This window comes from Ensifer sp. 2TAB8 (assembly GCF_052115125.1).
In the GTDB taxonomy this organism is placed as follows: Bacteria; Pseudomonadota; Alphaproteobacteria; order Rhizobiales; family Rhizobiaceae; genus Ensifer.
Window position 1 is genome coordinate 528,947 of record NZ_JBFRGB010000001.1, and the last position, 19,401, is coordinate 548,347.

At 60.5% G+C, this 19,401-nt stretch carries 21 protein-coding genes and 2 tRNA genes; 8 read left to right on the top strand and 15 right to left on the bottom strand.

The window, feature by feature from the left end; all coding sequences use genetic code 11:
* Window positions 1–2 precede the first annotated feature (2 nt).
* From rhaI to AB4Z53_RS02665, 6 genes are all read left to right on the top strand, one after another.
* The gene (rhaI, locus tag AB4Z53_RS02640; RefSeq protein ID WP_441594519.1) at window positions 3–1,298 is read left to right on the top strand and encodes an L-rhamnose catabolism isomerase; all 1,296 of its coding nucleotides are present in this window, start codon (window positions 3–5) and stop codon (window positions 1,296–1,298) included.
* 156 nt (window positions 1,299–1,454) lie between these two features.
* Complete coding sequence (locus tag AB4Z53_RS02645; RefSeq protein WP_034796969.1) at window positions 1,455–1,709, top strand: GlsB/YeaQ/YmgE family stress response membrane protein; 255 nt, start codon at window positions 1,455–1,457, stop codon at window positions 1,707–1,709.
* A 145-nt stretch (window positions 1,710–1,854) separates the two neighbouring features.
* Window positions 1,855–2,043 (top strand): hypothetical protein, encoded by a 189-nt coding sequence (locus AB4Z53_RS02650; RefSeq protein WP_291152923.1) that lies wholly within the window; start codon window positions 1,855–1,857, stop codon window positions 2,041–2,043.
* Between the two features lie 88 nt (window positions 2,044–2,131).
* A complete protein-coding gene (locus tag AB4Z53_RS02655; RefSeq protein ID WP_113536462.1) occupies window positions 2,132–2,593 on the top strand; it encodes a YbaK/EbsC family protein in 462 nt (153 codons plus the stop codon).
* A gap of 120 nt (window positions 2,594–2,713) precedes the next feature.
* Window positions 2,714–3,100 carry a DUF930 domain-containing protein gene (locus tag AB4Z53_RS02660; protein WP_223726395.1) on the top strand — a complete coding sequence of 129 codons (387 nt, stop codon included), beginning with the start codon at window positions 2,714–2,716 and terminating at the stop codon, window positions 3,098–3,100.
* A gap of 497 nt (window positions 3,101–3,597) precedes the next feature.
* Window positions 3,598–4,845, top strand: a complete 1,248-nt coding sequence (locus tag AB4Z53_RS02665; protein WP_441594522.1) for a glycosyltransferase family 2 protein — start codon at window positions 3,598–3,600, stop codon at window positions 4,843–4,845.
* A 110-nt stretch (window positions 4,846–4,955) separates the two neighbouring features.
* Here the strand turns inward: AB4Z53_RS02665 and AB4Z53_RS02670 are convergent, their stop codons facing one another.
* The 12 genes from AB4Z53_RS02670 to AB4Z53_RS02725 all read right to left on the bottom strand — a co-directional run bounded on the left by AB4Z53_RS02670 (window position 4,956) and on the right by AB4Z53_RS02725 (window position 14,142).
* The gene (locus tag AB4Z53_RS02670) at window positions 4,956–5,177 is read right to left on the bottom strand and encodes a hypothetical protein (RefSeq protein ID WP_113536465.1); all 222 of its coding nucleotides are present in this window, start codon (window positions 5,175–5,177) and stop codon (window positions 4,956–4,958) included.
* Between the two features lie 312 nt (window positions 5,178–5,489).
* A complete protein-coding gene (locus AB4Z53_RS02675) occupies window positions 5,490–7,256 on the bottom strand; it encodes a flagellin N-terminal helical domain-containing protein (RefSeq protein WP_441594524.1) in 1,767 nt (588 codons plus the stop codon).
* 370 nt (window positions 7,257–7,626) lie between these two features.
* Window positions 7,627–7,702 (bottom strand) — tRNA-Phe (locus AB4Z53_RS02680).
* 318 nt (window positions 7,703–8,020) lie between these two features.
* Window positions 8,021–8,233, bottom strand: a complete 213-nt coding sequence (gene yacG, locus AB4Z53_RS02685) for a DNA gyrase inhibitor YacG (RefSeq protein WP_113536467.1) — start codon at window positions 8,231–8,233, stop codon at window positions 8,021–8,023.
* A gap of 5 nt (window positions 8,234–8,238) precedes the next feature.
* Complete coding sequence (locus tag AB4Z53_RS02690) at window positions 8,239–8,859, bottom strand: Maf-like protein (protein WP_113536468.1); 621 nt, start codon at window positions 8,857–8,859, stop codon at window positions 8,239–8,241.
* A gap of 149 nt (window positions 8,860–9,008) precedes the next feature.
* Window positions 9,009–9,227 (bottom strand): translation initiation factor IF-1, encoded by a 219-nt coding sequence (gene infA / locus AB4Z53_RS02695; RefSeq protein WP_004435948.1) that lies wholly within the window; start codon window positions 9,225–9,227, stop codon window positions 9,009–9,011.
* 272 nt (window positions 9,228–9,499) lie between these two features.
* Window positions 9,500–9,967, bottom strand: a complete 468-nt coding sequence (locus AB4Z53_RS02700) for an arsenate-mycothiol transferase ArsC (protein WP_113536469.1) — start codon at window positions 9,965–9,967, stop codon at window positions 9,500–9,502.
* Between the two features lie 14 nt (window positions 9,968–9,981).
* Window positions 9,982–10,458: a UPF0262 family protein gene (locus AB4Z53_RS02705; protein ID WP_113536470.1), complete on the bottom strand. Its 477-nt coding sequence runs from the start codon at window positions 10,456–10,458 to the stop codon at window positions 9,982–9,984.
* Window positions 10,455–11,759 carry a histidinol dehydrogenase gene (hisD, locus tag AB4Z53_RS02710; RefSeq protein ID WP_441594527.1) on the bottom strand — a complete coding sequence of 435 codons (1,305 nt, stop codon included), beginning with the start codon at window positions 11,757–11,759 and terminating at the stop codon, window positions 10,455–10,457. Before hisD ends, AB4Z53_RS02705 begins: the two co-directional genes overlap by 4 nt.
* Window positions 11,760–11,801: 42 nt before the next feature.
* Window positions 11,802–12,242 (bottom strand): DUF2948 family protein, encoded by a 441-nt coding sequence (locus AB4Z53_RS02715; protein WP_291152943.1) that lies wholly within the window; start codon window positions 12,240–12,242, stop codon window positions 11,802–11,804.
* 105 nt (window positions 12,243–12,347) lie between these two features.
* Window positions 12,348–13,640: a UDP-N-acetylglucosamine 1-carboxyvinyltransferase gene (gene murA, locus AB4Z53_RS02720; RefSeq protein WP_113536472.1), complete on the bottom strand. Its 1,293-nt coding sequence runs from the start codon at window positions 13,638–13,640 to the stop codon at window positions 12,348–12,350.
* Between the two features lie 256 nt (window positions 13,641–13,896).
* Complete coding sequence (locus tag AB4Z53_RS02725; protein WP_441594530.1) at window positions 13,897–14,142, bottom strand: hypothetical protein; 246 nt, start codon at window positions 14,140–14,142, stop codon at window positions 13,897–13,899.
* 157 nt (window positions 14,143–14,299) lie between these two features.
* On the opposite strand from AB4Z53_RS02725, the gene AB4Z53_RS02730 reads away from it, so the two are divergent.
* Window positions 14,300–14,374 (top strand) — tRNA-Thr (locus tag AB4Z53_RS02730).
* Window positions 14,375–14,696: 322 nt separating this feature from the next.
* The gene (locus AB4Z53_RS02735) at window positions 14,697–15,410 is read left to right on the top strand and encodes a DNA helicase (RefSeq protein WP_441594532.1); all 714 of its coding nucleotides are present in this window, start codon (window positions 14,697–14,699) and stop codon (window positions 15,408–15,410) included.
* Window positions 15,411–15,749: 339 nt separating this feature from the next.
* Here AB4Z53_RS02735 and pncB read toward each other — a convergent pair whose 3' ends face one another.
* From pncB to AB4Z53_RS02750, 3 genes are all read right to left on the bottom strand, one after another.
* On the bottom strand, window positions 15,750–17,054 hold the full coding sequence (gene pncB / locus AB4Z53_RS02740) for a nicotinate phosphoribosyltransferase (RefSeq protein WP_113536476.1): 1,305 nt from the start codon (window positions 17,052–17,054) through the stop codon (window positions 15,750–15,752).
* 39 nt (window positions 17,055–17,093) lie between these two features.
* On the bottom strand, window positions 17,094–17,693 hold the full coding sequence (gene pncA, locus AB4Z53_RS02745) for a bifunctional nicotinamidase/pyrazinamidase (protein WP_441594534.1): 600 nt from the start codon (window positions 17,691–17,693) through the stop codon (window positions 17,094–17,096).
* Between the two features lie 176 nt (window positions 17,694–17,869).
* Window positions 17,870–19,051, bottom strand: a complete 1,182-nt coding sequence (locus tag AB4Z53_RS02750; protein WP_113536478.1) for a polysaccharide biosynthesis/export family protein — start codon at window positions 19,049–19,051, stop codon at window positions 17,870–17,872.
* Between the last annotated feature and the right edge of the window lie 350 nt (window positions 19,052–19,401).

Consider the following 19,401-nt stretch of genomic DNA (forward strand, 5'->3'; position numbering starts at 1 on the left):
TCATGACGACCACCATGATCAGCCAGGCAACGGTCGAGGCCGAGAACGAAAGCCGGCTCACTGCACTTCGCCGGGATTATGAAAGCCTCGGCGAGCGGCTCGACCGCCGTGGTATCTCGATCGACGCGATCAAGCGCAAGGTCGCCGCCTATGGCGTCGCCGTCCCCTCCTGGGGTGTGGGCACCGGCGGTACGCGCTTTGCCCGCTTCCCCGGCAAGGGCGAGCCACGCAACATTTTCGACAAGCTCGAAGATTGCGCCGTCATCCAGCAGTTGACCCGGGCGACCCCGACCGTCTCGCTGCACATCCCCTGGGACAAGGTGAATGACATTTCCGAACTGAGAGCGAAGGGCACGTCGCTCGGTCTCGGCTTCGACGCGATGAACTCCAACACCTTCTCCGACGCGCCCGGCCAGCAACACTCCTACAAGTTCGGCTCGCTGTCGCACGCCGACGCCGCCACGCGCCGCCAGGCGGTGGAACACAATCTCGAATGCATCGAGATTGGGCGGCAACTCGGCTCCAAGGCGCTGACGGTCTGGGTCGGCGACGGCTCCAACTTCCCCGGCCAGAGCAACTTCACCCGCGCCTTCGAGCGTTATCTCGACGCGATGAAATCGGTCTATTCGGCGCTGCCGGAGGATTGGCGGGTCTTTACCGAACACAAGATGTTCGAGCCTGCCTTCTATTCGACCGTGGTGCAGGACTGGGGCAGCAACTATCTGATCGCCCAGGAACTCGGACCCAAGGCCTTCTGCCTGGTCGACCTCGGCCACCATGCGCCGAACGTCAATATCGAGATGATCGTCGCCCGCCTCATCCAGTTCGGCAAGCTCGGCGGCTTCCACTTCAACGATTCGAAGTACGGCGATGACGATCTAGACACCGGCGTAATCGACCCTTACCGCCTGTTCCTCGTGTTCAACGAGCTGGTGGATGCGGAAACGCGCGGGGCCAAGGGCTTTGAGCCGGCGCATATGCTCGACCAGAGCCACAATGTCACCGACCCGATCGAAAGCCTGATGACGAGTGCGACCGAGGTCTGCCGGGCCTATGCCCAGGCGCTGATCGTCGATCGCAAGGCGCTCGATACCTGCCAGGACGACAATGACGCTCTGATGGCGAGCGAGACGCTGAAGACGGCCTTCCGCACCGACGTCGAGCCGATCCTTGCCATGGCGCGGCTTGAAAGCGGCGGGGCGGTCGCGCCTGTCGCGACCTATCGCAAGAGCGGTTACCGCGCGAAAGTCGCGGCGGAACGCCCGGCCGTTGCCGGTGGCGGAGGCGGTATCGTCTGACCGTGATCTAGCAGCGCCGTGCTCCCATCTTGGGCGCGGCGCAGCAACCTCGCGCTCGACTGCTCAAAAAATCGCTGCGCGATGAAATTGCCCCCTATCTGATTTCGATTCCTGATCTATCTTTCCTTTTCAGATCCACTGGAAAGGGAACCATTCATGGGCATTGAAAGCATTCTCGTCTTCCTGATTGTCGGCGCGGTTGCGGGCTGGCTCGCCGGGCTCATCGTCAAGGGCGGCGGTTTCGGCCTGATCGGCAACATGGTTGTCGGCATCATCGGCGCCTTCATCGCCGGCTTCCTGTTCCCGGCGATCGGCATCAGCCTCGGGACAGGCATCCTCTCGGCGATCCTACACGCAACGATCGGCGCCGTTATCCTGCTGGTGTTGATCCGCATCGTCAAACAGGCCTGATCCCACACTATCCGGCAGCAGCAACCCTTTGCGCCTGGGAGCCCCCCGGGTCGCTCCATCTGGACGCGCGAAGGGTGCTGTAGCAATCTGATCTGCTGGCCAGGTCATTGGCCGGAAAGTCTTACATTGCCAGACGGAGGCGAGCATGAACGCGCTTTACACCGACAAGATCGAAACGGCGCTCAAGCATTTCATCGCGGATCATCCGGGCCTGCAGACGCGGGACCAGGCGATCATCGCAATCCTCGAGAGCTGGTTCACCAGCCACGGCTACCTGCCACCACAGCAGGAAGGTCTGCGCCCGGAAGACCTTGACGCCTCCAACGACGACTGAGAGATTTGCGCGCCCGGCACACAAGATCATAGCGCTCTTCGCGCCGCGGCTGACCGCCATTGCCTTTTAATAACGTGAACTGTTCGCCATGAGCCTGACCTCCGTCAAACACTTCTTTTCCGAGCATGCCCCCGACATCGACGTCATCGAGCTACAACAAAGCACCGCCACCGTTGCCCTTGCGGCCGAGGGCCATGGCGTCGAGCCGGCCCAGATCGCCAAGACGCTGGCGCTTCGCGTCGGCGACGACGTGATCCTGATCGTCACCCGTGGTGACGCCCGCCTGGACAACAAGAAGTACAAGGCCCGCTTCGGCACCAAGGCGCGTATGCTCGGCTTCGACGAAGTCGAAGCCGAGACCGGCCACCCGGTCGGCGGCGTCTGCCCCTTCGGCCTTGCCAAGCCGCACAGCATCTACTGCGACCTGTCGCTGAAGGCCTACGACATCGTCGTGCCGGCCGCCGGCGCCACCAATGCGGCCGTGCACATAAGCCCCGCCCGCATCGCCGAACTGACCGGGGCAGAGTGGATCGACGTATCGGAAACGTAGTTCGGCGTTTCGCAAGCGCGGCCTGCCTTGGAATGGCCACAAAGCTTAACTGAAACCGCAGACGCGCACCGGTAGTGATTTGCCGGTCCGGTTCTTTGCATGATCAGGAGTCCGTCAAGCATGAAGCTACTCGCGTACCCGCTCATCTTCGCTGCCACATTTTCCCCGGCGCTGGCGATGGATCAGTCTCTGGTACGCCAGTTCGAAAAGCTTGACCCGCAGACCCGCCTGGAACAGCGCTGCGACACCGAGGCGATGGAGCGCATCAATGCCGACAAGTCGACCTTCAAGCCGGACAAGGTAATCGCCTACACCTTCGCCGAACCGGTGGTGAAGGAAGACAAGATGAAGGCGCCGGGCGCTGTGTTCCGCAGCAAGGGTGAATGGTACAAGCTGAAGTTCAAGTGCCGCACCGATACGGAGCACCTGGATGTCCTGTCCTTCGAATACAAGATCGGCGAGCTTGTGCCGCACGAGAGCTGGGACGAATTCTACCTCTATCCCTGAGTGGTGCGTCGCCCGAAGTCGCCGCTAGAGGACAGCCAGCAGAAACAGCAGCGAGCCGAGCGACAACGCAGCCATGATGCTCATCAGCATCTTCATCATGTGAGCTGCCATATCGTACATCCTTGTCTCTGCTCCCTTAGGAATGAACGAATGCGTCTGCTTTTTGGGCGGAAAGCTCGATAAGCTCCAGGTTCGAGCGCTATTGTTACAACCATCGAGATTGCGCCAGCATGGTTAACAATTCGCTAACGAAGGCCGCAATCGCGGCCGCCTGAACCGCCTCCATTCAAGACAAGGCTCAGGCAAGATCGAAGCGGAATAAGGGAGCCCTAGGAATGGCCCCCCGACGCGCTGCCCATTGCGCCCGGAGGCGCCTGGTCCCTGCCCTGCCGTTGCATCGCCAGCTACCGCTGTTCTCGTGCCGGCGTGCAAGCAACGGAGACGCGACCGGCGGCTTGGCCGAGGGCTCGATGTCGCACATGACTGAGGAGAGGCGAGTGAGCCAGGTCAAGCTGAGCATCTGCATTCCCACCTATAACCGCGCGCCCTTTCTCGAAAAGGCGCTCGGCTACTTCGTCGAACTCTACCAGTTCTCCTTCAAGTACGAGATCATCATCTCCGACAACGCCTCGACCGACGGCACCCGGGAGATCGTCGATCGTTTTGTCGCCAAGGGGCTGCCGATCCGCTATTTCCGTCAGTCGGAGAATTTCGGCGCGATTCCCAACGTCATCAGTGCCGTCAGCCGCGCGGTCGGCGAGTACACGCTCTACCTCGCCGACGACGACGTGCTCATCAACGATGGCCTGCGCGAGGCAATCCGGTATCTGGACCTCAATCCGGAAGTGACCGCCTGTTTTGCGCCCTGGTACACCCATGACGAGGTCGACGGCCGTGACAACGCGCCGTTCTTCTCGGTCGACAAGGACACGAAGTTCAAGAAGAGGGAATTCGAGCCGGTGTTCGACTTTCTCGTTGACCGACATGTCTTTCCCGAGATCGGCATCTACCGGACCTCGGCCCTGCGCTCCGCTTGGGCGCCTCGGCACTTCGCCTATTGGGCCTTCTCCTATCTCGCACATTTTCTCGAACTCGGTGCCGTCACCTTCCTGAAGAAGCCTTTCTACCGCCAGGTGATACGCTCCAAGATCGTCCGCGATCGGCCGCAGGCCGGCCACGCCGAAACGCTGACCGGGTGGGATACGTATCGCGGCGGTCTCGAGTACTTCATCTATAGCGGCGCCAAACGCGGTGCTGTGAAGCTGACCGCCGATCGCCGTGCCTATTTCGATGCGCAGATCAGGGACTTCACCATGGTCCGCATGAGCGTCGCCTTGCGCATGTGGGTGCTGAAGAAAGACTATGTTCGCGCCTATGAGCTCTATACACGGCTGATGCTGGGCGGCTTCGAGCACCATCCCGACGTTCAGCAGACAAGGGCGGCGCTGCCCCTCATGGTCGCGCTCCAGACCGTCACGTGGCACACGAACGCGATCGCAGAAGTCGATCGGCTTGTCCTTCACGGCGTGGACGACCACGGCGCGATCGAGGCGCTGCTGCGTGAGCTGGGACTGCGCTCCGAAATCGCCGTCGTGCCGCCAACGACACAATTGACGGCGGACGAGATGGCCCGCACCGCCGTGTTCATCACCTCCGATAGCGACCGCAAGCATTATCTGCGCGAAGGCTATCCGCCGAACATGGTGGTCAGCGAAGGCGATATTCTCAGCCATGTTCTGATCTGAACGAAAGGGCGCCACCGCGCCCTTTCCTGTTTTCCAGGTGCCACCGTCTGAGAGGTGAAGCCGTGGCCGCGCGCCAACGGCATTTTTTTTCGGCCTCACACCTGCCCTTCCTACTTGCGCATGATGCCCTTGTAGTAGGAGCCGTTTCTCGGCGGCGGTCGGTTTACGGTCTTTCCGGGCGGATTGTACTTCTCGCTCCGGTGGCCTTCGTTGACCGGCGTTGGTGACACGCCCTTGTAGTAGCTGCCGCCTGCGAAGGCAGGAGCGGCTGCGCCCGCGGCGATCGTGGCCGCGACGAAAGTTGCTAAAGAAAGCCTGGCAAATTTACGCATTTCTAATCCTCGGTTGACCCTGCCACGACCCTGTTTTTGTTGTGGTTTCGTGGCATCGATTACGCGACGAAACGTTCGTCGCTCAGGTCCTCCCGGGCGCCAGAATAGGCAGAAGCTGCGACGGACATGTAACGCAGGTAACAGCCGCCGATCCCCGCTTTCGATAGAACGGAGGATCGATGCCGGAACATCCCCCTCCAAGTCTTGTCACTTGAAGCGGGAGGACGCCCCCGAAAACAGATGCTGGAGACCTGCCTCAACCACAATCGGCGTTCGGCTTCGACAACCATCGCTTCGCGGTGGTGAGATCATTCAGCGAAAGAGTTGCAGTATGTTCTGTGCGTTGGAGTTGGCGATCTGCAAAGCCTGGATGCCAAGCTGCTCCCGCATCTGCAGTGCCTTCAGGCGCGTCGACGTCTCGTTCATATCGGCATCCACCAAACGTCCAACACCCTTTTCGATGGTGGCCATCAGCGACTGAGCGAAGCTGGACTGCATGTCGATGCGCGTCAGGAGCGAACCCAATGCGGCAGCTCCGTCGATCGTCTTCTGCAACACGACTTCGATATATTGAATGTAGGAATCGATCGACTGCGGGCTTGCGGCGATATCGATATCCATAAAATTGCGTCGCGCGATCGGCTCGATGTTGACGCCGATGCCCGAGAACTCGATGCGCGTCGAAATGCCGGACTTCCGATCGACGGCAGGATCGGACTTTACCAACACCCCGCCTGCCCCATCATTCTGAATAATGGTGCCAGGCCGCGTGATGAGCGACTGCAGGAGCGTCACCATCTCGTCGGCGGTTTCGATCTTGCCGGTATCCTTGCCGAGCAGGTTGTTCACGTAGTTGCGATCGAAGGAATGCGCGCTGGCCGGCTCGCCGTTGACCGCAAAACTGAAGGAAACGACCACATCCTTGTAAACCTCGAAAGGTTCGAAGGTCAGCGTCATCTCCGATCCACGCTCGCCGAAATCCGAGTTCGGCGCCAGTCCGCCGGCGCCCCCGGTTGCGGTGTTGACCGTCAGATTGGCGACTTCGACATAGGATCCATCCAGCCCGGAACTTTCCTGCGTCCTGAAGCCGATCCTGTCGATGATGGGTGCATAGGGCGGATAGTTGTAGTTGTATGTTCGCACGAACGCACCCGCGCCCGCGTTCGTCACGGCATGACTGAGAACGGCCGCATACTGCGTGTAGTTTGAGATGATGCCGTTGGCACCCGCGCCCAGAACCGTGTCCACGGTCGAGCGATCGATCGTGATCCCAAGCGTGGGCTTGCCGGGATCGTGCGGCAACGGCAGACCTTGCGTGCTGCTGTCCTTGTCGACAATGACATCGAAGGTGATCTTGTGGCTCGGGTCCGAAAACGTGATCGGGCCACTGAAGTTGAAAGTAAACTCGCCGGCGCCGCCGATTCTGGCATTGTTGCGGCTGTTGGTCGTATAGCCGTCGACATCGGTACCCGTAACGAACCGTATCCCGCCGATCGTACGCAGATCCCGCGTGTCCGCCTGAAGAATCCCGCCGCCCGTGCTGTTGAACAGCGAGGACTCTCTCAGATGAAAATCTGCGGTGTTGAGCGACACGCCATTCCTGGAATCGCGTGAGAATGAGGAGACGACGGACGTTCGGTTGAGATCGCTGTCATAGATATCGGAGACGTCGGTCTTCAGCCAGTTCTGCCCGCTGAAACTCGTTGACGCGACAATGCTCGCGACCTGCTGCTTCAGCTCCCCGAGTTCCTTTTGGATCTTGCTCTTGTCGACGCCTGGCTCTTTCGCCGCCACCAGTTTGGACTTGAACTCGCTGAGGATGCCAACGACGGCCTCCATGCCGGCATAGGCTGTCTCGACCTTCGCCGCACCAAGTCCGAGCGCATCCTGGACCGCAGAAACCGCCCTGCTGTCCGATCGCATGGTCGTCGAGATCGACCAGTAGGCTGCGTTGTCGGCCGCCGTGTGGATCCGCAACCCGGAGCTTACCTGGCCCTGTGCCGAAGCCATGCCGGAATTGATTGTTCGCAGAGCCTGGAGCGCAGAAATTGCCCCAGCGTTCGTGTGAATGCTGACCATATTAGAGACATCTTACAATTGAAAATGCCCATCATGGGCGACGCGAGATTGTGGCGATACAAGCAAGGAGATGGTTAATTAGTTCTAAAGATAACCGCATAGCCGCACGGTGAGCTTAAAATAGCCCGTTGATCCGGCATGGATCGGCAGAGATTGCCGGCTCCCCCGGGGTGCTTGAAAGTTCGCTGCAATCTGTCGGGGACCAATCAGGTGGGATTACGCCGAGCCAAAGGCTCCCCGCGCCAATCAGGCTCCATGAGGGTGAGGCCAACGGACATCGCACGGAGTGTCAAAGACGGGATTGCGTCACGACGCACATGCCGTAGCCGCCGTGTATTTATCTTAGGGACCAAGCATTCTGAGAGACGAATGGTGCCCGGAGGCGGATTTGAACCACCGACACGCGGATTTTCAATCCGCTGCTCTACCAACTGAGCTATCCGGGCATCCTGCCGTTTCGGGCAGCGGTTCCTTTCGGAACCCTCGGGGCGCTTGTTTGTGCCCCGGAAGCGAGCGGGGTTATAACATCTTGTTCGGCGGTGTCCAGCGCCAAATGAAAGTTTTTTGACCGAAATCCTGTGGACAGTTGAAAAAACCAAAAAGACAAGGAGTTTCAGAGGGATCGTGCTCGCACCCAGGTACTCGTTGCGAGAGAAGCGGCCTTCAGAAGCCGAAACGACGGCTGCACGCACCTGCAGACGCGCAGGATCGTCCAGCCGTTGTTCAGAGCTTAGAGGATGCATGGAGGGCCACGTCGGAACGCGCTAGCGGTCGTCTCCGTCGTCGGCTTTCGCTTCGTCGTCAGCGACCGGAATGGCATAGGAGCCGGAGAGCCAGCGATTGAGGTCGACATTGCGGCAGCGGTCGGAGCAGAAAGGATAATGCTCCCGATGCGACGGCCGTCCGCATTCCGGGCAGGGCCTAGGCGCCCGCAGGGGCGCGATGTTCGAACCGCTCTTTTGGGTCTCGTCGGTCACTGGCTTCAGCCTTCCAGCCAACGATTGTGCACGTCATAGCCTTCGCCGACAAGCAGGCTGACGGTTTCGTAGAGGGGCAGGCCGACGACATTGCTGTAGGAGCCGACGAGTTTGACCACGAAGCTGCCGGCAATGCCCTGGATGCCGTAGCCGCCAGCCTTGCCGCGCCATTGACCCGAGGCGAGGTAGCTTTCGATGTCGAAGCCCGAAAGGCGCTTGAAGCGCACCTTGGTGTCGACGACCTTCTGCCGGAGCGTCTTGTCCGGCGTGATCAGGCAGACGCCGGTATAGACGCGGTGGCTGCGGCCGGAGAGAAGATGCAGCGCGCTGGATGCGTCGCTGACCAGTTCCGGCTTCGGCAGAATACGTCGTCCGACACAGACCACCGTGTCAGCCGCCAGGATGTAGCTACCGTCCCAGCCGGGCTCGCCCTTGATCGCGGCAAGCGCTGCCCGCGCCTTCTCGGCCGACAGCCGCCTTGCGAGCGAACGCGGATGTTCGGCACGCTTCGGCGTCTCGTCGAGATCCATCGGCATCAGGCGCGTGGGCTCTATGCCCGCCTGCGCCAGAAGTTCGACGCGACGCGGCGAGCCGGACGCCAGTATCAGTTTCTTGGCCACTGTCATCGGAACGAGCCGTCACTCCAGAGCAATTCCAGCAAAAATGCGGTAGGCGGTTTTGCGTCTGGAATTGCAATCCAACCAAAGGTTAGAGCGTTTTCGCGATTCGAAGAATAAGCGGAAATGCTCCAGGAATTGCGTAGAGCCGGAGCGGCTTACTTGAAGCGATAGGTGATACGGCCCTTGGTGAGGTCGTACGGGGTCATTTCAACGAGAACCTTGTCGCCGGCAAGCACGCGGATGCGGTTCTTGCGCATGCGGCCCGCGGTATGAGCGATGATCTCATGCTCGTTTTCGAGCTTCACGCGGAAGGTCGCATTCGGAAGCAATTCGGTGACCACGCCCGGAAATTCAAGGACTTCTTCTTTCGCCATGTAGGACTGTTCTTTCTATCTTTGTTTAGGGATACGTCAGGTATCCCGAAAAATTCGCCGGAAACTACACAATCGACGAGGATTTGTGAACCATCTAAGACCGGCTTTTGCGCTTTTGTGACGGGCTACAGTGCCGCGCGTCCTATCAGAGGCGCAGCGGTCGCTATAGCACTTTGAACGGCGGCATGTCTTTAGCTTTAAATCGGTCAGGATTGAAGAAGACATGTAAAAGAACTGTCGCTGGAAACCGCACGCGGATTGCCGTGAAGCTCTCAGGCTTTTTCTCGTCTGTGCGGGCCGACCAACCGAAGATTGATCAGCGTCGACAGGTGATCCCGCACTGCGCGGTACGCGTCGACGATCTGCTCGCGGGTGCCGGCTGCCACCGTCGGGTCCGGCGTCGGCCAGTAGACCACGTCGACGGCCATCGAGCGAGTCAATTCCAGCGCCTTGTGATGCGCCTCCGGTGCCAACGTGACGATGAGGTCGAAGTAATCGTCCTCCAGTTCGTCCAGCGTGTGCGGTTGATGCCGGCCGAGACTCAAGCCCACCTCGGCCATCACCACGTCGACGAAGGGATCGCGTTCGCCGTGCCGGACACCGGCGGAGGCGACGTAGGTTCCGGCCGGCAGGGCTGCCTTGGCGAGTGCTTCGGCCATCGGCGAGCGGATGGCATTCATGCCGCACATGAATAGGACCGAACGGGGCGTCTTGAGTGGCGATACCTCGGTTCCCGTCATGCCGGTCCCCGCTCTCATCCGCGCCAATAGAGCACGCAGACGAGCGTGAACAGGCGACGGGCCGTATCGAAATCCAGCCGGATCTTGCCGGACAGACGATCCAGGAGGGTCTGCGAGCCCTCGTTGTGGATGCCGCGACGCCCCATGTCGATCGCCTCGATCTGACTTGGCGTCGCCGAGCGGATCGCCTCGTAATAGCTCTCGCAGATCATGAAGTAATCCTTCACGATCCGTCGAAACGGCGTCAGCGACAGGATATGGGTGGCAACGTCGCCGCCTTTTTCGGTCGAAATCGCAAAGACCAGCTTCGCGTCGACGAGCGAGAGGTTGAGCTTGTACGGACCGCCGGGATGGCCGACGGGCTCGAACAGGTTTTCTTCGAGCAGGTCGAAGATCGCAACCGCGCGCTCGTGCTCCACGTCAGGCGTCGAGCGGCCGATGGTCTCGTCCAGAACGACATCGCAGAGGCGCAGGTTGCGGTCCGCCTTCATCCAGCATCCTCGAAATTGAGACGAATGGCGACGGAGCGCGCATGGGCCTCAAGGCCTTCGGATTTTGCCAGCACGATCGCCGCCGGCCCCAGGATCCGCAGTTGCTCGGGATCGAGCCTAAGGATCGACGTGCGCTTCATGTAGTCGAGCACGCCGAGACCGGAGGAGAAGCGCGCCGAGCGCGCCGTCGGCAACACGTGATTGGAGCCGCCGACATAGTCGCCGATGACCTCGGGCGTGTGGCGGCCGACGAAGATCGCGCCAGCATTGCGGATCTTGGCGATCATCGGTTCGGGATCGGCGAGCGCTAGCTCCAGATGTTCCGCCGCAATACGGTTGGCAAGCGGCACAGCCTTTTCGAGATCGGGAACGAAAATGACGGCGCCGAAATCGCGCCAGCTTGCCGCCGCAGTTTCGGCGCGCGGCAGCGTCTTCAGTTGCCGCTCGACCGCTTCCTCGACCGCCTGGCCGAAGGCCGGATCGTCGGTGATCAGGATCGATTGGGCGCCGACATCGTGCTCGGCCTGGGCGAGCAGATCGGCGGCGATCCAATCCGGATCGTTATGCCTGTCTGCAATGACCAGCACTTCCGACGGGCCGGCGATCATGTCGATACCGACAGTGCCGAAAACCTGGCGCTTGGCTGCGGCGACATAGGCATTGCCGGGACCGACGATCTTTGCGACCGGCGCAATCGTCTCGGTGCCATAGGCAAGCGCGGCCACGGCCTGCGCGCCGCCGATGCGGTAGATTTCTTCGACACCGGCAAGCCTTGCTGCTGCGAGCACCGCCGGGTTGATTTCACCGCCCGTTGCCGGCACCACCATGACGATACGGGGAACGCCGGCCACTTTCGCCGGAACCGCGTTCATCAGCACTGAGCTCGGATAGCTCGCCGTACCACCCGGCACGTAGAGACCGACGGCATCCACCGCCGTCCAGCGCGAGCCGAGGCCGACGCCCATGGCGTCCTCGTAGATATCGTCCTTCGGCCGCTGGCGGGCGTGATGCGCCTCGATACGGGTGGCGGCGACCTTCAGGGCGCCCAGCACCTCCGGCTCGACCGCCTGGATCGCCGCATCGATTTCGGCGGCACTCACGGCCAACGGCGTCACGGAGAAATCGACGCCATCGAAACGCTTGGAATATTCGGCGAGCGCCGCGTTGCCGCGGACGCGTACGTCGTCGATGATCGTCTTGACCACCGCATTGACGTCCTCTGACACCTCACGCTTGGTCGTCAGGAATGACGCGAACTTTTGTTCGAAGTCGCCGTCGAGAAAATTGAGCCTGATTGCCAAAGGAGACGTCCTTGTATGCCAGTGTCGTTCGGGTCGAGTGGATCAAGCGCCTTCAGGATGCTTGGGCTTAAAAGCGGTTTCCCACGCCCCGCCGGTATCCGCAAGCTGCGTTTCGATGCATTCGACGTCAAGCGCGATCGATGCATCGCCGGCCAGAACCAGTTCGAGCGTGCCTTCTGGCCCTTCGCCGCGCAGGCTGAACTTCAGCGTCAGCAGATCCAGAACCGCCTCGGCATCGCGCCGGTCAAAGCCGACCGAGCGGACGGCATTCACCTGCTTGAACAACAACAGTGCGCGCCGACGCTCGAAGGAGCGCCGCTTGCCGTCGGCCGTCTCCCACACGAAACGATTGACGATGAGCGAGAACTGCTTGCGCCGAGCGTCATATTCCAGGCCCGACACCTTGAACACGGCATCCTGGACGTGCGCGGAGACGACAGCGAGATCCTCCTCGTCGAGCGCCAGCAGCTTCAGACCGTTCATGCCGTCCATCCCTTTCATTTCGCCGCACATCTTCCGTGCCACAATTGAAATGGACATAGGATGTTGCGCCTGAAACCGCAACGGTATCAGGCGCAACCGATCAAATCAGTCGCTGACGCGCTCGACATGCGCACCGCAGCGGGTGAGCTTTTCTTCGAGCCGCTCGAAGCCGCGATCGAGGTGATAGACGCGCGAGACCATGGTTTCGCCCTCGGCAGCCAGACCGGCGATGACGAGCGAGACGGAGGCACGAAGGTCGGTCGCCATGACGGGCGCGCCCTTCAGCCGGCTGACGCCTTCGATCTTCGCCGTCTGACCGGAAAGCGAGATCTTGGCGCCGAGGCGGGCCAGTTCCTGGACATGCATGAAGCGGTTTTCGAAGATCGTCTCGGTGATGTGCGAGGTGCCTTTCGCCATGGTCATCAGACCCATGAACTGCGCCTGCAGATCGGTCGGGAAGCCAGGGAAGGGATCGGTGACGACATCGACCGGTTTGATGCCGGCGCCGTTGCGCACGACGCGGATGCCGCTGTTCGTCTCGGTAATCTCGGCACCGGCGCGGCGGATCGCTTCGAGCGCCGTGTCGAGCAGCGCCATATTGGTGTCTTCGAGGATGACGTCGCCGCCGGTCATGGCCACGGCCATGGCATAGGTGCCGGTCTCGATCCGATCCGGCAGGACGCGGTGGCGCGCGCCGGAAAGCGAACGTACGCCTTCAATCGTGATCGTCGGCGTGCCCTGGCCGGTGATCTTGGCGCCCATGGCATTGAGGCAGTTGGCAAGATCGACGACCTCGGGCTCGCGGGCGGCGTTGCCCAGCACCGTGGTGCCGTTGGCAAGGGTCGCAGCCATCATCAGAACGTGGGTGGCGCCGACCGAGACCTTCGGGAACGTGTAGCGCGCGCCGATCAGGCCGCCTTCCGGCGCCGTCGCGTTGACGTAGCCGCCGTCGATCTCGATATTGGCGCTGAGCGCCTGCAGGCCTTCGATGAAGAGATCCACCGGACGTGTGCCGATGGCGCAGCCGCCGGGTAGCGAAACCCGTGCCTTGCCTTCACGCGCCAGCAGCGGGCCGATCACCCAGAAGCTGGCACGCATCTTCGAGACCAGCTCGTAAGGGGCGGTCGTATCGACGATGTTGCGGCAGGTGAAATGAATGGTGCGGGCGTAGCTCTCGCCCTGGCGCTCGCGGCGACCATTGACGGAGATGTCGACGCCGTGGTTGCCGAGGATACGGATCAACTGCTCGACGTCGGCGAGGTGCGGCACGTTTTCGAGCGTCAGCGTATCGTCGGTCAGAAGCGACGCGATCATCAGCGGCAGGGCCGCGTTCTTGGCGCCGGAAATCGGAATGACGCCGTTAAGCTTGTTGCCGCCTACAATCCTGATGCGATCCATGAGGCCTCTCGAACGGGCTTGGCCCGCCTTTCCAAAAAATAATCCATGTTTGTCTGAAGGCGCCTCTTTAGTGGAGACGCCGCGAAATTAGAAGTACCTTGAACGCCAAGCGTCCATTCAGACGCCAGAGGTCGCCATATCGATTAAGTCGCTGCCCTCGATCGCCCCCGACCGCGAGCATTTATGCAATTGGACGCCAGACGGCTGGGCCGCCCGCACATGGGAAAGGGTCGGCGAACGCCGCCCCTGCCCCGTACTAATCTTGGGATTCGTCCGTTTTTGCGGCAGGAAGGCCGCTCACTTCATCAGCTGCACCGGAGCGACGCGCCCGCGCCTGCTGCTTGCGGCGCTGGAGATTGTCGCGCAAGTTCCTGGCAAGTCGCGCCTTTTTCAGGTCCGACTCGGTCGTATCCTTCTTCTTCTCCCGGCGCACCCTGCCCTCGGTCCGCTGCTCGTCCGGCGCGGGCTCGTTTTTTCTGCCGTCACTGTCGTTTATCTGCATGGTTCTGCATTAGCGCAAAACCAGGGTCTTCGGAAGCGGCGGCAAACTTTCTCACAGGTCTTCGCGAAAAACTTCGAAATGCTGCTTGCACTCCCCGTCCAGCTATGGCAATAGCCCCCTCGCTTGATGCGGCTGACACACGAACCGGCCGCCAGATGCTGCTATAGCTCAGGGGTAGAGCACTCCCTTGGTAAGGGAGAGGCCGAGAGTTCAAATCTCTCTAGCAGCACCAGTTTCCCTCAGGGCATTCAACAATTTACTCCCGTCACTCTGGTAGAGATGCCTCGTCGGCGGCACCTGTGACCGGTTCATGCGGACCGCGCGCCGCTTCGTCCGCTCCATCCCACCCGTCGGACTTCTCTCCCATTTCGGCCGTCACCAGGCAATTCACCTCATCCAGCCACTGCGCTATGCTCCGATTCGGGCGCGCCCACGCCTCCCCCCTCCGCTCGGGAAAGTAGATTTCATACGGGGCACTCTCATCACCGAACCAACTGTTCGAGCCTTGAGCATAAGGAGGGATTGCGAAGACTGCTCGCATCAGGAGGTTACAGATGAAACTGTCTGCGCCGATCTACCATCTGAAGCGCAAAGCGAAGCGGCTTTCCCGCAATGAAGACATTCCGCTTCATGAGGCACTCAATCGCATCGCCGCTCACGAAGGCTATGCGAATTGGAGCCTTCTCGCCGCAAGGCATGTCTCTGCCAAGCCCGAAGACACCGTGTTGGGGCGCCTGCGACCAGGAGATCTTCTTCTCCTGGGTGCACGGCCCGGACAGGGCAAGACGCTGAAGAGCCTCGAGCTGGCCGTGAGTTCGATGAAGGTCGGCCGGCGGGCGTATTTCTTCACGCTGGAATATACGACGAAGGACGTGATCGATCGTTTTCCCACAGTCGGCGCCGAATACGCGTCGTTTGTCGAGCTCTTCGAGATCGACTGCTCGGGTGCAATCAACGCCGAGTACATCATCAAGAAGCTGGCATCAGCGCCACGCGGCTCGTTGGTAGTCGTGGATTATTTGCAACTGCTCGACCAGAGGCGTGAAAACCCGGAACTGGGGACGCAGGTTCTGAGCTTGAGGGCGTTTGCACAGGAACACGGCATCATCATGGTCTTCATTTCCCAGATCGACCGTTCCTACGATGCCAGTACAAAACCATTTCCCGATATCGACGATATCCGGCTGCCGAGTCCGCTCGACCTCAGGCTTTTCGACAAGACGTGCTTTCTGAACCGCGGAGAGACGCGATTGCAGTCCGTGGCCTGACGCACCGGAGCAAGCCAAGATCGGGAACGTATCCGCCTTCGCCGCGTTACAGTTTCAAAGGCAGCAACGCGGAGGCTTATACATGAAAGGCATCATTCTCTGGCTCATGGGCGTGCCGCTCATCGTCATCATCCTTCTCTACATGTTCGTGTTTTAGAGAAGCGATACGCAACGGCAGGTTGTCGCCTTAACGCAACCTTAAGATTCCACTGCCAGATTTGACATTGCGATGATGGACAGTCGCAACATCTTTGATCCCCTATTGAAACCGGCGCTTGCCGGTTTCTTTTTTTCAACTGGCGGAAGCCGCAGCGCGCTCTTCGTGGCGCTACTTCGGCGTCAGACCTTGACGGCCTGCTCGACGAAGTCTTCCGAGCCGAAGAACTTGAGATAGCGCTCGACCTCGGCGGGGTCGCCGGTTGCCTTACGCGGATTGTCGGAGAGCTTCACCGCCGGGCGGCCGTCGGCCTCGCTGACCTTGCAGACGATCGAGATCGGGTTGAGGCCGCTGATTTCCGTCGGGGCGCAGTCGGCGAAGTCGTTGGTGAGGTTGGTACCCCAGCCGAAGCTCATGCGCACGCGCCCCTCGAAATGCCGGTAGGTCTCGATGATCGTGTCGACGTCGAGACCGTCGGAGAAGATCAGCAGCTTTTCCCGGGGGTCCCGTCCCATCTTCTTCCACCAGGCAAGGATCTTTTCACCGCCCTCGATCGGCGGCGCACTGTCCGGCCGGAAGCCGGTCCAATCCGCCACCCATTTCGGCGCGTCACGCAGGAACGCCGCTGTGCCGAAGGCATCGGGCAGCACGATCAAGAGATTGCCGCCATAGAGCTGGTTCCAGTCCTGCAACACCTTGTAGGGGGCGGCGGCCAGTTCCTTGTCGTTACGGGCAAGGGCCGCAGCCACCATCGGCAATTCGTGTGCGTTGGTACCAAGCGCTTCCAGATCGTTGTCCATGGCGAGCAACACGTTGCTGGTCCCGGAGAACGAACTGCCGATCCCTTCCTTCAGCGCCTCGACGCACCAGCGTTGCCAGAGGAAGCTGTGCCGCCGCCGCGTACCGAAATCGGAGATCCTGAGGTTCGGATATTGCCGCAGGCGCTCGACCTTGGACCACATCTTGGCCTTGGCGCGGGCATAGAGCACGTCGAGGGTAAAGGGACCGAGTCCCTTCATCGCCGAGCGCGAGCGCAGCTCGTTGATGATCGCCAGCGCCGGGATTTCCCACATGGTGGTTTCGGCCCAGCGGCCGCGGAACGTCAGTTCGAACTGGCCGTCGCTGCGTTTCAGCTCATAGTCCGGCAGGCGGAATTTCGCGAGCCAGGCAAGGAACTCCGGCGAGAAGATCTGCTTGCGCCCGTAAAACGTGTTACCCGCGAGCCAGATCATCTCCTTCTTGGAGAAGCGCAGCTCGCGCGCATGATCGAGCTGTTCGCGCAGTTCCTGTTCATCGATCTCGTCCGCAAGCCGCACCGTCTTCGTACGGTTGATCAGCGAGAAGGTGGCGTCGACATCCGGGTAAAGCTGCCAGATCATCTGCAGCATCAAGAGCTTGTAGAAATCCGTATCCAGCAGGCTTCGCACGATCGGGTCGAGCTTCCAGGCGTGGTTATAGACGCGCCTGGCGATATCGGTCTTCGTCATCGGTGAAATCTCTCCTTCCTCAGCGCGAGGGCAGTCGAACTAGTTCAGCTCGACACCGGCATCACGCATGCGGGTAATCATAGCCTGAAGCGAACCATTGAGGTCGATGCCTCGACAGGCTTCGAGGATGACCGATGTCGAGAACCCCTGTGCGACGGCATCGAGCGCAGAAAAGGCCACGCAGAAATCCGTTGCCAACCCACACAGCGTCACCTTCTTGATGCCGCGGTCCCTGAGATAGCCGGTGAGGCCCGTGGGTGTCCGGCGGTCGTTTTCGAAGAAGGCGGAATAGCTGTCGATCTCGGGCCGGGAGCCCTTGCGAATCAAGAGTTCGGCCCGCGTCCATTCAAGCGCCGGATGGAAATCGGCACCGGCGCTTCCCTGGACGCAATGGTCCGGCCAGAGCGTCTGGCCGCCATAGGGCATGGCGATCATTTCGAAGGGGCTCTTGCCAGGATGGCTTGAAGCAAAGCTCGAGTGACCAGCGGGATGCCAGTCCTGCGTCAGCACCACATGCTCGAAGCGGCCAATCATGCCATTGATCATCGGCACGATCTCATCGCCGCCTGCGACCGCAAGCGCCCCGCCCGGGCAGAAATCGTTCTGCACATCCACGACGACCAACGCCTTATCCGCCATAATTCATCCCTGCCTGCCAACGTCATCGATCACCAAAATCGATTTAAGTCCAAGATCAATCACAGAATTTGAGCGACGACAAGCCGCTTCCGCAGGCTTTGAAAATGATAAGGCCAGACAGACAAAAGGCGCCGACCTTGCGGTCGACGCCTCTCGAAAAAAGCGGTCTGGTGCGATCAGTTGCCGTTGAGGTTGTCGGCGATCGCGAAGCCGGAATTGGCGATGCCGACCGGCTGGGCGATGAAGTTGAGGAACTTCGAGAAGTCGACGGACGGATGTCGCGAGGCATAAATGACGTCGCGGTTCTTGACCGGGAAGGTCTGGCCGACGATCAGGCTATCGGGCTTGCTCATGTCGAAGCGATAGACGATCGGGTAGCGGCCCATGCTGTCGGTCTTCATGCCCTTGCGCAGCATTTCATTGAAGCGCTGCTGGCCGAGCAGGCTCATGACCACGTCAGGCTCTTCGTAACGGAAGATGAAGTAGCCCTTCATGTCGAGCGTATAGTCCGCACCACCGCCGGCAAGACCCATGGCCTCGAGCAGGTTCAGGTCGTTGGCACCAAATTCGACGCGCTGGTTGGCCTTGACGGCGCCCAGGATCGTGAAGCGACGCGGATCGCGTGCAACGAAAATCTGGTCTCCAGGCTTTACGTGGATGTTCTCGGACGGGTTCTCGATGATCGACTTGAGAAGAACCGTGCCGGTCTTCTTGCCGCGCACCAACGTGACATAGGTCTCGTAGGGCTGGGCGACGGGACCACCCGCCTTGGCGATCACTTCGTTGATCGTTTCGTCGACGAGGCTGAGCGGCACGACCGACGACTTACCGACGGCACCCGAAACGGTGACGTTGCGCGAGGCGGTGCTCATGCTGGTGACGATGACGTCAGGCTCGACCGCCTTCTGCTTCAGCGCTTCCAGGATTTCCTGACGCGCCTGTTCCAGTGTCAGGCCGGCAAAGTTGACCGGACCGACATAGGGGATCGCAGCCTTGCCATCCGGCTGGACGACGAGATCGATGCTTGTCTGCTTGGAATCCTGCGTCGAGAACAGACCATCGCTGCCGGCCTCGAAAATCGACACCTTCAATGCGTCGCCGACACCGATGACGACTCGGCCGACGCCGCCGCCAATGCCGAAACGACGGTTGAGCGTCGAGGAGACATAATCGGAAACGAGGCGCGCGGTGCGGCCATCCACTTCGACGATATCGAAGACGGTCGCATTCTGGCGCCCGATCTCCGCGCCGGACTGACCGGCATCCTTGACGATCGCTCCGGCCAGCGGCCCCTCGCCCGGAACGGCCTGGCATCCCACGAGGGCGGTACAAAGCAGAAGGGCACTGACTCGTTTCAACTACGACACTCCAAATTCGACACGGCCATGATTTTACTCACAGTTCCGCGCCGCATCATCTCCCGACCGGGAATTTCGCCGGTCCCTGAAAAGCACAATCGCCGTCCCACAACAAGTCATCCGAAGACCAAGACGGGCAAAATATTTGGACCCGCGTCTTTCTGGTCATACCTTCTCTACCTTGAGCGTGGTTTATCGCCTTATCCGCCTTGGACTGGCGTTGACAGCGTGTATATCTTCAGTGTTTGGGGTTGAAAGCTAGGGACTTTAAGTTAAAAGCTGACTAATGAGGCGGAACGAATATAGCTGGGGATAGCCCGGCAGCATGACGATTGGCGATTGCATTTCGG

Bases quoted from the DNA above. Each gene is read 5' to 3' on its own strand.
- AB4Z53_RS02690 (WP_113536468.1), bottom strand. From the start codon at position 8,859: ATGACAGTGGCCAAGAAACTGATACTGGCGTCCGGCTCGCCGCGTCGC.
- rhaI (WP_441594519.1), top strand. From the start codon at position 3: ATGACGACCACCATGATCAGCCAGGCAACGGTCGAGGCCGAGAACGAA.
- AB4Z53_RS02645 (WP_034796969.1), top strand. From the start codon at position 1,455: ATGGGCATTGAAAGCATTCTCGTCTTCCTGATTGTCGGCGCGGTTGCG.
- AB4Z53_RS02670 (WP_113536465.1), bottom strand. From the start codon at position 5,177: ATGCGTAAATTTGCCAGGCTTTCTTTAGCAACTTTCGTCGCGGCCACG.
- AB4Z53_RS02650 (WP_291152923.1), top strand. From the start codon at position 1,855: ATGAACGCGCTTTACACCGACAAGATCGAAACGGCGCTCAAGCATTTC.
- AB4Z53_RS02675 (WP_441594524.1), bottom strand. From the start codon at position 7,256: ATGGTCAGCATTCACACGAACGCTGGGGCAATTTCTGCGCTCCAGGCT.
- murA (WP_113536472.1), bottom strand. From the start codon at position 13,640: ATGGATCGCATCAGGATTGTAGGCGGCAACAAGCTTAACGGCGTCATT.
- AB4Z53_RS02660 (WP_223726395.1), top strand. From the start codon at position 2,714: ATGAAGCTACTCGCGTACCCGCTCATCTTCGCTGCCACATTTTCCCCG.
- AB4Z53_RS02705 (WP_113536470.1), bottom strand. From the start codon at position 10,458: ATGAAGGCGGACCGCAACCTGCGCCTCTGCGATGTCGTTCTGGACGAG.
- AB4Z53_RS02700 (WP_113536469.1), bottom strand. From the start codon at position 9,967: ATGACGGGAACCGAGGTATCGCCACTCAAGACGCCCCGTTCGGTCCTA.
- pncB (WP_113536476.1), bottom strand. From the start codon at position 17,054: ATGACGAAGACCGATATCGCCAGGCGCGTCTATAACCACGCCTGGAAG.
- AB4Z53_RS02735 (WP_441594532.1), top strand. From the start codon at position 14,697: ATGAAACTGTCTGCGCCGATCTACCATCTGAAGCGCAAAGCGAAGCGG.
- AB4Z53_RS02725 (WP_441594530.1), bottom strand. From the start codon at position 14,142: ATGCAGATAAACGACAGTGACGGCAGAAAAAACGAGCCCGCGCCGGAC.
- infA (WP_004435948.1), bottom strand. From the start codon at position 9,227: ATGGCGAAAGAAGAAGTCCTTGAATTTCCGGGCGTGGTCACCGAATTG.
- AB4Z53_RS02655 (WP_113536462.1), top strand. From the start codon at position 2,132: ATGAGCCTGACCTCCGTCAAACACTTCTTTTCCGAGCATGCCCCCGAC.
- AB4Z53_RS02715 (WP_291152943.1), bottom strand. From the start codon at position 12,242: ATGAACGGTCTGAAGCTGCTGGCGCTCGACGAGGAGGATCTCGCTGTC.
- pncA (WP_441594534.1), bottom strand. From the start codon at position 17,693: ATGGCGGATAAGGCGTTGGTCGTCGTGGATGTGCAGAACGATTTCTGC.